The following is a 12,815-nucleotide window of genomic DNA, read 5'->3' as shown; positions in this document are numbered from 1 at the left end:
TCAGTACGAACGTATGTACCTAGAAACTGCGTAATTCTCTCGGTTTTATGTGTCCAATCTATTGACAGAGGTCCATTGTGTATAATCGGGAAGGGAATAGGGTAGAGTTGACGGTTTGTTATAAATGAAGATTTATCTTATTTTTTTAACTGCTCTACACATGTGAAGTGCCTAATATTGATGGTACGAAATGAGATGTGACAGTACTGCTCAAGTTTTCTGAAAGCTGAATAGAATTATAATGGAGGAGACCTTTAGCTGATGTAAGGTCTCCTTTACTATTTTTCTAGTAAAATGGTATTAATTAATTGAGCAATCTGTTAAAATAATTGGAGGATATTGTAAGGTGTTTGAGGAATGTTATTGGCTGACAGAGACAACATGTCTCCAGCCAGAAGTGTTCCCGCAACTGTTCGTTGATTCTGTGGACTTGCTTCTAATTGGAGTCATGTCGCTAGTTCTATACTTCAGTCGTAAAGTAGTTGCTGTTCAACCTAAGGAGGAGATGCTGATGAATCTCAGGCTTCTGGTAGCGTCTTTTTTGGAGACCACGTGGGCTACAGCGATCAGCGCAACAGCAGGAACACTTCTGTCTCTGTGAGTCAATAACATCATTCATGTACTTGAATTAGAGAGATTGTTTATCATGCACGTATCTATTCAAATAGGTTGTTTAAACAAACCCAAGGAATGAAATGTTTGTGCTTTTGTCTTACATGGAAATGTTCAAGTTAAAGTGATGGCAGCAGGAGGGATGTTATTGAATAAAAAGATAGGTCGAAATGACCACTGTCCATGTGGAAGCGGAATCAAGTACAAAAAATGTTGTCTGGGTAAACATGACGATGAGGAATTTTCAAATCCAGTTAATTTTCTAAACAGTTTCAAGACTCTTAGAAAAGAATCGAAGATTAAGCAATGCCTACATCCAGATAGGCCAGCATGCTCCGAAAAAATAATTGGAGCTCATTCTATTCAAAACAACAAAATACTAAAACGACTCTCTAGTAATGGACATGTTTATATGCCATGCCCTAAGCCAGACAATCCATTTGCAGTTATGACTAAATGGGGACGCAAAGAAGCGACTGTGTTCACCGGTTTTTGTGGTCATCATGATAATAAGGTGTTCGAGCCTATTGAAGATGGTCTTTTCGATGGGAGTGAATTACATATCTTCTTGTACACTTATCGTTGTTTCGCTGTTGAATACCATAAGAAAATGGAAGTAGTTAATATGCAAAAAAATGCGTTTAGACGTAAGCCTTCGTTGATTGGAATTTCAGGAGATGAAGATCCGTTTGGTGGTATGCTTATGTCTATTGATGATTTCCAACCTGTTAAGAGCCTGTTCGATAAATCACTTCTTACTGCTCAGTATAATATTCTATCCAGTGTAGTTTGGGAAATGCCGTTCCCAATCAATTTTGCAGCTTCAGGTTTTGAAGCACCAACTACTGATTTACAAGGAAATAAATTGCAAAATTTACTAGATGTCAGGACGTTAGCTAAGCATACTTTTGTGATTGTCTTTTCTGAAGAAAATAAGACCTATTGTATTATTTCATGGCTCAAAGATAATGATGAACTCTTTTTTGGATATCGCCAGCAACTAGAAGCGTTAGATCAACAGCAGAGACAGAATTATATAAATAATACCCTGCCGATTATAAGCGAGAACATCGCATTAAATCCTGAATCATGGGATAGGATGGAACAGTCAAAGAAAGATGAATTTGGCATGCTTTTATGGGGGATGGCAGAGCTATCTGAACTCAGTGGACATTCTTACAATCGCTTAGAAACTCCTACATTCGACTTGTTCTCGCTATGATAGCTATTAAAGGGATTGCTAACCTTTATAATTAGGTATCTGCAGCCCAGCCCAGCGCTGCAGATGCCTTTTTTATGCCAATAATCACAACTAAAACGATAAGAATAACTTCAAATAACGACAAAAGAAGCTACTATATAACAAACTTCCAAGGAGGCGTTCCCCATGTCCAAGCCCATCCACTTGTACCAACTCGATATCAATCCCGCCATCGAGCAACACCTGCTCTCGCTCACTCAGCGTCATTTGAAGCTAGCAGTCGAACACAGTCGCTGCCAGACATCACATGTGGTGGCCGTAGTAGGAATGCAACGAATAGAACTTAGAAATCCTTTGTTTCCAAGACTTTAAGGGGTTTAAAACCTTCACGAAGGATGGTGTTAATTTCAAAAACAAGGTGCTGAAGGACAAAATCGAGGTTTCGGTCATACTGGACCTTGGTTTTAATATAGAGTGTGTAGACATGTGGAAATGATTGGAATTAATCTTAAGGAACGTGGAACTATACCTACCGTTCCTTTTTTGTTTTTCTGAATACTATGTCGAAACTGTTTCAAATATATGGTACTATTGGATTGGATACTATTATGGTAATAGCCACCTACTCGATGATTTTGACTCCTTTTGTCATGGCTTTTTCTAGGTTAAAAGGCTTGATTGTTAGTTATGAGAGGATGGTCGAAATATGATTAAAAAGATTATCGAACTGAAGAATATTGGTGTGTTTAGAAATCTAAGGTTTGATGATAGTAGATGGAATAAAGAGTTTAAAAAAGTGAATCTTATTTTTTCAAGAAATGGACAAGGAAAAACAACGTTGACTGAAATTATGAATTCATTAAAAAATAGTGATACAGATTTAATTAAAGCTAGACAGACATTAGGACAGTCAGAAAATCCAAAGCTTAAATTGTTAATTGACGGAAACGTGGTTACATTTGAAAACAATAGCTGGTCAAGTTCATATGAGAAAATTGAAATCTTTAATTCAAAATTTATATATGATAATTTATATACAGGAGAGAGTGTTGAAACCGGACATCAAAAGAATCTACATTCCTTCATAATTGGTTCAACAGGTGTGGAATTAACAAGAGATATTATAGATATTGATTCATTGATAAAAAATATTGGTACTCAAATTACAAATCAAAAAAATGAAATTGCTTCAAAAATTAATGGCTACGATTTTGACGAATTTATTGCACTCATTAATTCTGAAAATATTGATAGTATTATAAAACAAATTGAAAAAGACATTGAGATTCAAAGTCGAAAAGATCAAATTGCCAAGAAACAAGAGCTAGATTTAATTCAAATTACTTTACCTAAATTTGAGGTTTTGGGTGAACTACTGGGTCAAAGCTATGCTAATATTTCGAAACTTGCTGAAGAAAAAATTCGTGTACATGCATCAGAGAACTGCAATGGGAAAATACATAAATTTATTCAAGAAGGTCTAAAAGTCTACAACGGGAAAACCTGCCCATTTTGTGGACAAAATGCTACGGCGAATGAGTTATTAAAATATTACCAAGATTATTTCAACTTGGCTTATCAAGAATATCGTGAGAGAATTAACAGTTCTTTGAAAGATATTGCTGGCTCGATTGAAAATCAGAGATTTGCTGGGATTAACTTGACTGATTCGAAAAATCAACAGTTACATGAGTATTGGCAGGAGATTATTTCTGAGTTACCTCATTTAGAAAAAAATGTACAGTTTATTCATGATAATTTGCAAAAAGTTGAAGCTTATATAATTGCTGATATTTCACTAAAAAAAGAAAATATACTCGATTCTTTACAAGCAAACAAGGAAATTGAGTTTTTTTTAGATCAGGTTGTAGAGGAGTTGGCTAAGTATAACTTAGCAGTGAAGAAAATTAATGAACAAATTAAGATTCAAAAAGAGAACGCCAAACAGGGAAATCTTTCTGTACTGACACAAAAAAAGAAAGAGTCGGAACTAACTAAATTAAGGCATAATGATGAAACCGTAATCGCAATGTGTATAAATTATAAATATCTTAATGAAGAAAAAAAAAGATTGGCTAATGAAAAAATCCTTAAACGAAAAGCACTTGACCAATATTGTGATGCTTTTATGAGTGAATTTAAGGATGAGCTAAATAAACAATTAGAAAGGTTTGGGGCGGGATATCGTATCATGAGTTCTGTATTAGATTACAAAGGGGGACAACCTAAAGTAGACTATAAGCTAGAAATTAATAGATGTGAAGTACCACTTAGAGCATCAAAAAGTTATGTTCCAAGTTTTAAAAATACTTTAAGCGAAGGGGATAAGACAACCCTCGCATTTGCATTCTTTGTTTGTAAATTGAAAAAATCACCAGATATTTCCGAGAAAATCATCGTAGTTGACGATCCTATAACCAGCCTTGATTTTTTCAGAATTACCCAGACTGTAGCAGAATTAAATAGGTTGGCGGTTAAGGCAAGACAAACATTTTTGTTTACACATAACGAAATCTTAGCGAAAAAATTTTACGATGTAGCTATAAAAAATAACTATGATTTTTATGAGCTTGAAATAAAAGCAAGCTGCCTGAGAAGACTAGATATTGACAGTATCACTAGTATTGATTATTTTAAAAACTATTCAATATTGGATAATTATTTAAATGGTTCCTATGATGGTGAGGAAATATCTGTAGCCAGGTGCGTAAGACCTTTATTGGAGGGATACTTGCGGGTAAGGTTTCCTAAAGATTTCAAGTCTGATAAATGGCTGGGGGATTTTATAGGAATCATTAGACAGTCAAACAACGTCACACTATCGAACTTGTTTACTGAATTAGATGATTTAAATGAATACTCAAAAAGGTTTCATCATGAAGATGGTGGAGTGGAGCCAATAGATTCCAATGAGTTAAGAGGTTTTGTATCAAGAACCTTAAATTTCTTAAGCATCTAACAGAATAAATGGTATTCAAGAGAGTGTCCTTCAACGGATGCTCTCTCTTGATATAGATATCTGTAAGAGCTGATTCCCTGAACTCAGTGCAGCCGGGTATTTTACGTTGAAGGGAGGAAATACGATGATCAAGGTAACCGAACTAGCCAATCAAAAGGGCGGTGTCGGTAAGGCGGCAACAGTAGTGGATTTGGGTCTTGGTTTAGCTCAGGAAGACAAGTGAGTGCTGTTAGTGGACGCAGATGCGTAAGGGAATTTGACTAATTCCTAGGCTATCGAGAGCGGATAGTATTCCTGTTTCATAGGCTACGCTGCCTGTAAAAACGATGATGGAGGAAGTCTACAAGACACAGGAAGGGATTTCCCCCACCATTTTTGTTAAACTAACCCTAAGCAATACTTTTACACAAATACGCAACGAGCTGATGCCCCATGACAACTCACAAAGGAATCAATAGATTTGCGAAGTAGAAGTCGGCGTATTGCTGTAACATGAACTTAACCCGTTGAATTGTCCTTATTCGAAGTAGCTTTCGACAGAGCTAAGTGGAAAGAATAAACTTGTCTCCCTTTCTATTGAATACAGCTAATTATAGACCCACACGTACCTCTCATTGATGGGATGTTTGTGTGAATCAATTATTATGGCTTAAGCTTGAATATGCCAAGATAACGGCTATTGCATGGAACTCTTTTCTTAGGAAGCGAGTGGATATAAGGGGGAGGTGCGAATATCTGTTTGCCACTCTCACGAAAATGATGTTCTAAAATAGATATTTATCGTAAGCTAGACTAATGCTAAAATCCATATTTTGTCGGGAACTTTTGCGGCTCTTGTTTACGTTGATTTTGATTACCGATGCCTAAATGAATGCTAATATTAGCTGAATTCTAACCAATGGGGTATCGTGGTATGAGTAAGATTATATTGACCAAAGGAGATATAAAAGCCTTATGAATCTATTCGTCGTCGGGGATGTACATGGCTGTCTTCATACGTTTACAGGGCTTCTTGACCGACATTGGAATCCTGATAAGGAGCGACTCGTCCAACTAGGGGATTTAATCGACCGTGGAAACGATACGCCGGGAACGCTACTTTTGGCTAAGGAACTGAGAAAGCGGTATGGCGCGAACGCGGTTTTTCTCAAGGGCAACCATGAATACGAGTTTTCACAGCATATAGAGAATGGCCCTAACGAATATTGGCTTCCGCAATGTGGCTTTGAAACGCTGGATCAGCTTAGGTCCGCTAACATGGAGCTGCAGGAGGTATCAGAATGGATTAATGAGCTTCCGCTCGTTTGGGAGAACGAGCATGTACTGATAAGTCATGCTGGTATTGCAGATCAGGCAGAGTTCCCATTCGAAGAAGGAAATGAGTTAGGCGTGCTTTGGAATCGCACACCGTTGAGAAATATTGGCAGACTTCAAATTATCGGTCACACCCCATGCAAGTCTGGCCGTCCTGAGTATGAGGAGGCGTCTCATTCGTGGAATATTGATACCGGAGCTTACCGGAAAGTCGCAATGAGTGCTATTCGAGTCACCTCGCTAGGTGAAGTGCTCGAGATTGTTCAGTTTAATGTCGATCCTAGAGATGTGAGTGAAAAGGATTAAGATCGCGTAATGACTATGCTTACTGCACTAACGCTTCAAAGTCGACACGAAAAGACACCAAAGTTGGTTCAACCGGGTGATCAGAGCGTAAATCATATTGCCGATGTACGTCCTCTTTAAGCTGTAATCTGAAGACAGCAATCAATAGTCGTGCGGAGCGTCTTTTTGACCCTAAGACCCGATTCATGGTTGTAAACGAGGCAGATTGCCGACATTGAATATTATACATGGGTGGAGTTCTATAATAAGATTATTCATTCTGCTCAAGCAAAAAATTTAAATATTTTAAATTAATTTCAAAAAGAACAAGATTTTCGAGGTATTCGCTTCATCCTTCAAAGCTGACTTAAGTTCCTGAATCGTCTCCGTGAACAGCCTGAGTCGTGACCAGCTTATTCTCCTTGATGAATGCTCGTAGTTGCTCTTTTGTCCATAGTACCGTTTTCCCCAACCTTTCCTACTACTTTCATTTTAGTAGGTTTTGGAGTATACACTAACTATTTTACAGACTCATTTTTTATTTCTTGGGATTTCCTCACCCTTTTGGGTAAAATAACGCTAAGCTTTATTTTACCTAAATTTCTACAACGAAAAGAGGTGATGCCCCATGACAACGAACCGCAAGCCCAATAGATTAATCGCCGTGAAATCGCCCTATTTGCTTCAACATGCTTATAATCCAGTGAACTGGTACGCGTGGAGTGAAGAAGCGTTTGATGAAGCGAGACGAGAAAATAAGCCTATTTTCTTATCTGTTGGGTATAGCTGACGTTGGTGACCTACACGTACCTGTCATTGGTGCCATGTTATGGCTCATGAGTCGTTCGAAGATGAAGAGGTCGCTGCCATTCTGAATGAGCATTATGTGTCCGTCAAAGTGGACCGCGAGGAGCGACCTGACGTCGACCATATTTATATGGCGGTATGTCAGGCGATGAGCGGTCAGGGAGGGTGGCCGCTCACTATTATAATGACGCCGGATAAGAAGCCTTTCTTTGCAGGCACCTATTATCCGAAGCAGCGCAAATACGGCCGTTACGGCTTGATGGACATCCTGCCGCAGATTGCCAAGCAATGGGAGGAGGACGACGAGCGGGTAGCGGACATTGGCGAACAGATTGTCAAGGAAGTCGAGAAGCAGATGCTTTCCAACCTGTCAGGTGAGGTGTCGGAGGCAACACTTGACAAAGCTTACGCTCATTATGAACAGACGTTTGATGCGGAAAATGGCGGGTTCGGTGGCGCTCCTAAGTTTCCGACATCGCACAATTTGTCTTTCCTGCTACGCTACTATTACCGTACAGGGAAGGAAAGAGCGCTCCAAATGGTGGAGAAGTCGCTTCAATCCATGTATCGCGGCGGGATGTATGATCATGTAGGATTCGGTTTTTGCAGATACTCGGTTGATGAGAAATGGCTCGTTCCTCATTTTGAGAAAATGCTGTACGATAATGCGTTGCTGTCATGGAGCTATCTCGAGGCCTTCCAGCTGACAGGAAAGCCGGAGTATGCCCAGGCCGCCGAGCAAATTTTCACGTATGTAATGAGGGATATGACGCATCCGGACGGAGGCTTCTATTCCGCGGAAGATGCCGATTCGGAAGGGATTGAGGGCAAATTCTATGTGTGGGAGCCTGATGAAGTCATCGAAGTATTAGGTGCTGAAGACGGAGAGCTATACTGCGATCTGTATGATATCACCATAGAAGGAAACTTCGAAGGTCACAGTATTCCGAATTTGATCGGGCAAGATCTTGAAGCCTTTGCTAAAGCAAGAGACTTGAACCCTGACCAGCTGCGTGAACGGATGGAAGTGTGCCGTGCCAAGCTATTTGATTATCGGGAGCATAGAGTGCATCCTGGGAAAGACGACAAAATTTTGACGTCCTGGAACGGGCTGATGATTATGGCGATGGCGAAAGGGTACCGAACGCTGGGGCGGGAGGAGTACTTGCAGGCGGCTCGCAAAGCCGCGGATTTCATCATAGTCAACCTGAGGCAAGCGGATGGGCGGCTGCTAGCCCGGTATCGGGACGGCGAAGCTGCTTTCTCTGGTTACGTGGATGATTATGCTTTCCTTGTATGGGGTTTCATTGATTTGTATGAGGCGTCCTTCGAACTAGATTACTTGCAACTTGCACTTGAACTGAATCAGCAGATGCTTGATCTGTTCTGGGACGAGGGCAACGGTGGACTTTACTTTTATGGCCATGACAGCGAGGAGTTATTTACACGCAATAAAGAGATTTACGACGGTGCGCAGCCTTCAGGCAACTCGGTAGCGGCGATGAACTTGCTGAAGTTGGCGAAGCTGACCGGTGATGCGCGTCTGGCACAGATAGCAGAACGGCAGCTGGAAGCATTTGCAGGCGCTGTGGATCAGTATCCGACAGGTCATTCCATGTTTCTCATCGCTTTGGATTATGCTTACAGTCCTCCGTGTGAAATTGTTATTTGCGGCGATCCGAATGATGAAGCAACCGCACAAATGATTGCTGTGGCAAGCAACGGCTTTCAGCCTCATGCTACAGTACTGTTGGTACCGGACGGGGAGGAAGGGGATCGAGTCAGGGAAATGATTCCGCTCGTTCAGGAGAAAGTTCAGCTTGGCGGAAAGCCAACGGCTTATGTATGCGAGAACTTCTCATGTCAGTCGCCGACCAATGAGGTTGGGGAGCTGCAGGATAAGCTGCAGTCTTTGTAGTTAAGTCGGTGTCGGCTGAAACATGCGAAATAGTCCCTGTTCTGATGCTAATGCACCAGAGCAGGGACTTGTCCGTTAGAGGCGGTTTGTCTATATTGTTTACGGTTACGTTTTGATAATTATCTTCCCAATCCCGAGTTATTTCTCGTAGATACATTCCGAGATTGCGATCTACAACCGTCTCCCGGATCATCACCGGATTGTACTATAACAACCAAGAGGATGAACAGAACAAGGGTAGTGGTCGTGTTATCATTTTATGTGGAAATTAGTCCGTTCTGAGTGAACAGTTCCAGAATAGCTTGGAGATTCTTATTGCAACTCTCTCCTTTCTATTTTCAGAGATTCATAGAGAGACATCCTCTCTACAATTCTATTCTATGAAAATAATAAGGAATTGCCTCAGCTATGCATCACTGTCCGCAAGAAAATGGTATTTCATATGATAGTCTTCTATGATGCTAATAAAAATTGCTATATAAGTGGAACTAAAGAAAGATCACATTTCCAGCTAATAACGATACGCTGTCAAGTACTTCTCTCCATTCTTCCTCTCGTTCAGAAGGGGCATCCCACCATAGGGTGAAGTTGACTTTGGTGCACATGTCTCTCCAGTAACATTGCTTCTCGGACGATGCAGCAACATCACCCTTAGATCACACCGCCTAGCGCCTGAGATATATGGGAATCGTTGTTACTTAGCGAAGGGGAGAGTGAGCGGAAGCGCCGAACGGAGAGAGTATCGCCCCTCCAGCATTTGAGATAAGCAGCGAAGCTGTATCAAACTTTAATGAAGAAGCTCAATAGTTCAACTTATATAGAATAAGAATTTACATAGCAGAATCTCGTTTAAAAATCGAACGATTATTCAAAAATGAACCAATATATAACATACAGGGGGAAGAGGTGATGAAATGAATGAGGAGATCACACCATACTTTCCTCATCCCTATAAAAAACCTTCAAATGCAACTCAAACAGGCATTGCTGTATTTTACGGATTCGAGCCATTAGAGCAAGCCGAGATGGAGGAGATGGTTAAGGAAGCAGAACATACCGGGCAAAGTGTCATCGTCAGAGATTTAAGAAAGAGCAATCAAGCAGTTGGAATCAAAGTAGAATATGTGTGGCATAACATTGAACTTGAAATAACGATACTAACGACGACGAAGAGCCGCATTCACGTCCCGGATATGGAGCAGCATCTCATTGAAGCGCAAAAAAAGCACGAATCCGATAATGCCGGATTCGTACTTTTGGTTTTGTAAAGGTCAAACCCATCCGAAAGCCCGAACGAGCTGGGCCGTAACGAACGTAACTGCAATGGCAATACCCAATGGGATGACCGCGGACAGAATGGTCCATTTCGTACTTTTCGTTTCTTTATAAATGTTGTATAAGGTCGTTCCGCAAGGGTAATGGAGTAAGGAGAACAACATCATATTTAATGCCGTTAACCAAGTCCATCCATGCTGCAGGAAGATTTCCTTAATGTTATCCAATCCGTCAGCATCGACCATTGCACCGGAAGACATATAGCCCATCAATAATATCGGCAGCACGACTTCATTGGCGGGAAGACCGAGAATAAAGGCCATAATGATAAATCCGTCGAGTCCGATCGCATGGGCGAACGGATCGAAGAAAGCAGCCATATGATTAAGAATACTGTCTCCGCCGACGAACACATTGCCTAAAATCCAGGTGATTACCCCGGCTGGAGCGGCGACGATAATGGCGCGCATCAAGACGTTTAACGATTTTTCTTTCGAAGAAAGCAGAATCGTCTTCCAAATTTGTGGACGTCGGTATGGGGGCAGTTCCAATGTGTAATGCGTCGGAACGCCGCGTAATGCCGTTTTAGATAATACCCATGACACAGTGAGGGTAACGACGATGCCGATCATCACCATGCCCATTACGACAGACGCAGTGGCTAAGGTTTGCAAGCCGCTGGCTACTCCGGCAGCCATGAACAACGACGATAGCAAAATTAAGGTCGGCCACCGGCCGTTGCATGGAACGAAATTGTTCGTCAGTATAGCGAGCATGCGCTCACGCGGTGACTCGATAATGCGTGTCGACAGAATTGCAGCGGCATTGCAGCCGAAGCCCATCGACATCGTTAATGCTTGTTTGCCGTGACCGCCAGATTTCTTGAACAACCGATCCATATTGAAGGCTACCCGCGGCAAATATCCGAAATTCTCGAGCAGCGCGAAGACCGGAAAGAAGATAGCCATCGGTGGCAGCATGACGCTGACGACCCAGGAGGTCCCACGAAAGAATCCGAGAACGAGCACACCGTGCAGCCAATCTGGAGCATGCAGCGCTTGGAATCCAGCAGTAATATATCCCTCCACTATAGCAAAAAATCTGAATATCATCTGAGAGGGAACGTTGGCGCCTGCAATCGTAATCCAGAATACGGCACCTAATATCGCCAACATAATCGGGAAGCCCCAAATCGGTGAAGTCACAACCTTATCCAACTGATAAGTGCTCTGCAGCTTTTTCTTGTCTTCATAATGAACGGATTCAGCACAAATGTCCCGTGTCGTCCGGTAAATATCGCTTACGATCCCGTCACGGACAGTCTCTCCATCAGCAAGGGTTCTGGCCTTGCTCAGAAGCGTGTCTAACGGATCTGACGCATTAGTGGCAAGCGGTTCTGCCATAACTTGCAACCTCCCTCACAGAATCCGGAGTCACCTTATTCATCCGTTTCTTTAACGAGGATAACAAGCTCTCATCTCCATCCAACAAGCGAAGCGCAATCCATCTCGTTGGATATTGACTGCCGAGATTCTCTCGAATGGACGGTTCTAGCTCTGCAAGCTTCCGTTCGATCTCATCGCTATATTGGATATGGATCGGATGCGGATTGATTTGTCCCGAGGCGACCAGCTTCACTTGCTTCAGGAGCTTATCGATTCCGATTCGGTTGCGGGCGGAAATCGCCACGGTCGGAACGCCGAGACGCTGCTCGATCTTCTGCAGGTCAATGCGAACGCCCAGCCGCTTCGCTTCATCGATCAAGTTGATGCAGACCACAGCGCGATTAGTCATTTCCAGAACTTGAAGTGCCAAGTTTAGATTCCGTTCGAGAGAGGTGGCATCAAGAACGACAATGGTGACATCAGGTTTTTCAAAAATAATGTAGTCCCTGGCCACTTCTTCATCAGTAGAGTTGGAATATAAGGAATAAGTGCCTGGCAAATCGATCATCCGGAAGGTCGTCTTATCATAACTGAATTCACCTTCGGCCATCATTACCGTCTTGCCGGCCCAGTTCCCGGTATGCTGCCTTAGTCCGGTCAATGTGTTGAATAACGTACTCTTTCCCGTATTCGGGTTGCCCGCCAAGGCAACGGTGTATCGACTCATGATGTTTCACCTCCGATTATGTCTCCGAAAATGAGCGAGCTTTCCTCTTTACGAAGTGCAATCGTTGTATTATTAACCCGAAATGCGATGGGGTCGCCAAGCGGACTTTTTTGCAACACTTCCACGACATTTCCGGGAACAAATCCGAGATCCAGCAATCTTCTGCGCAGCACGCCCTGAACTTCAATCCGATTCAGCCGTATATGGGTTCCTGACTTGGCATTCGACAAAGGCACGCTTGTTGTAGGCATAGTGATGTCTCTCCTTTTTCTATGCAGCGAATGTTTCCTAAGGACAAATTCATTGTTACAACATAATAAGGTTTGTTATAT

The 12,815-nt window shown here is 42.0% G+C and carries 10 protein-coding genes and 1 pseudogene; 8 read left to right on the top strand and 3 right to left on the bottom strand.

The window, feature by feature from the left end; genetic code table 11:
* The first annotated feature begins 346 nt into the window (after window positions 1-346).
* The 8 genes and pseudogenes from A372_RS0109150 (at window position 347) to A372_RS0109110 (ending at window position 10,364) form a co-directional block, all read left to right on the top strand.
* Window positions 347-601 carry a hypothetical protein gene (locus A372_RS0109150; protein ID WP_019420539.1) on the top strand — a complete coding sequence of 85 codons (255 nt, stop codon included), beginning with the start codon at window positions 347-349 and terminating at the stop codon, window positions 599-601.
* A gap of 159 nt (window positions 602-760) precedes the next feature.
* Entirely contained in the window at window positions 761-1,834 is a 1,074-nt protein-coding gene (locus A372_RS0109145) for a YecA family protein (RefSeq protein ID WP_019420538.1), read from the top strand.
* A 165-nt stretch (window positions 1,835-1,999) separates the two neighbouring features.
* On the top strand, window positions 2,000-2,185 hold the full coding sequence (locus tag A372_RS0109140; protein ID WP_019420537.1) for a hypothetical protein: 186 nt from the start codon (window positions 2,000-2,002) through the stop codon (window positions 2,183-2,185).
* A 334-nt stretch (window positions 2,186-2,519) separates the two neighbouring features.
* On the top strand, window positions 2,520-4,772 hold the full coding sequence (locus A372_RS0109135; protein ID WP_019420536.1) for an AAA family ATPase: 2,253 nt from the start codon (window positions 2,520-2,522) through the stop codon (window positions 4,770-4,772).
* A gap of 124 nt (window positions 4,773-4,896) precedes the next feature.
* Window positions 4,897-4,995, top strand: a complete 99-nt coding sequence (locus A372_RS0109130; protein ID WP_019420535.1) for an AAA family ATPase — start codon at window positions 4,897-4,899, stop codon at window positions 4,993-4,995.
* Window positions 4,996-5,726: 731 nt separating this feature from the next.
* Window positions 5,727-6,392, top strand: a complete 666-nt coding sequence (locus A372_RS0109125) for a metallophosphoesterase family protein (protein WP_019420534.1) — start codon at window positions 5,727-5,729, stop codon at window positions 6,390-6,392.
* Window positions 6,393-6,999: 607 nt separating this feature from the next.
* A pseudogene (locus A372_RS0109115) lies at window positions 7,000-9,096 on the top strand (thioredoxin domain-containing protein).
* A 914-nt stretch (window positions 9,097-10,010) separates the two neighbouring features.
* Window positions 10,011-10,364 carry a hypothetical protein gene (locus tag A372_RS0109110; protein WP_019420531.1) on the top strand — a complete coding sequence of 118 codons (354 nt, stop codon included), beginning with the start codon at window positions 10,011-10,013 and terminating at the stop codon, window positions 10,362-10,364.
* A gap of 3 nt (window positions 10,365-10,367) precedes the next feature.
* Here A372_RS0109110 and A372_RS0109105 read toward each other — a convergent pair whose 3' ends face one another.
* The 3 genes from A372_RS0109105 to A372_RS0109095 are packed head-to-tail and all read right to left on the bottom strand — an operon-like array spanning window position 10,368 to window position 12,734.
* Entirely contained in the window at window positions 10,368-11,774 is a 1,407-nt protein-coding gene (locus A372_RS0109105; RefSeq protein WP_019420530.1) for a nucleoside recognition domain-containing protein, read from the bottom strand.
* Window positions 11,752-12,483, bottom strand: coding sequence for a FeoB small GTPase domain-containing protein (locus A372_RS0109100; protein ID WP_019420529.1), 732 nt, complete (start codon window positions 12,481-12,483; stop codon window positions 11,752-11,754). The genes A372_RS0109105 and A372_RS0109100 overlap by 23 nt, the downstream gene beginning before the upstream one ends.
* Window positions 12,480-12,734, bottom strand: a complete 255-nt coding sequence (locus tag A372_RS0109095; RefSeq protein ID WP_019420528.1) for a FeoA family protein — start codon at window positions 12,732-12,734, stop codon at window positions 12,480-12,482. Before A372_RS0109095 ends, A372_RS0109100 begins: the two co-directional genes overlap by 4 nt.
* Between the last annotated feature and the right edge of the window lie 81 nt (window positions 12,735-12,815).

Origin of the sequence: Paenibacillus sp. OSY-SE, from assembly GCF_000283315.1 — a bacterium.
Taxonomy (GTDB): Bacteria; Bacillota; Bacilli; order Paenibacillales; family Paenibacillaceae; genus Paenibacillus_B; species Paenibacillus_B profundus.
This window is presented reverse-complemented; position numbering and strand designations above follow the sequence as displayed.

Excerpts from the sequence above, each read along its gene's own strand:
- A372_RS0109140 (WP_019420537.1), top strand. The coding sequence starts at position 2,000 with ATGTCCAAGCCCATCCACTTGTACCAACTCGATATCAATCCCGCCATC.
- A372_RS0109135 (WP_019420536.1), top strand. The coding sequence starts at position 2,520 with ATGATTAAAAAGATTATCGAACTGAAGAATATTGGTGTGTTTAGAAAT.
- A372_RS0109130 (WP_019420535.1), top strand. The coding sequence starts at position 4,897 with ATGATCAAGGTAACCGAACTAGCCAATCAAAAGGGCGGTGTCGGTAAG.
- A372_RS0109125 (WP_019420534.1), top strand. The coding sequence starts at position 5,727 with ATGAATCTATTCGTCGTCGGGGATGTACATGGCTGTCTTCATACGTTT.
- A372_RS0109110 (WP_019420531.1), top strand. The coding sequence starts at position 10,011 with ATGAATGAGGAGATCACACCATACTTTCCTCATCCCTATAAAAAACCT.
- A372_RS0109105 (WP_019420530.1), bottom strand. The coding sequence starts at position 11,774 with ATGGCAGAACCGCTTGCCACTAATGCGTCAGATCCGTTAGACACGCTT.
- A372_RS0109100 (WP_019420529.1), bottom strand. The coding sequence starts at position 12,483 with ATGAGTCGATACACCGTTGCCTTGGCGGGCAACCCGAATACGGGAAAG.
- A372_RS0109095 (WP_019420528.1), bottom strand. The coding sequence starts at position 12,734 with ATGCCTACAACAAGCGTGCCTTTGTCGAATGCCAAGTCAGGAACCCAT.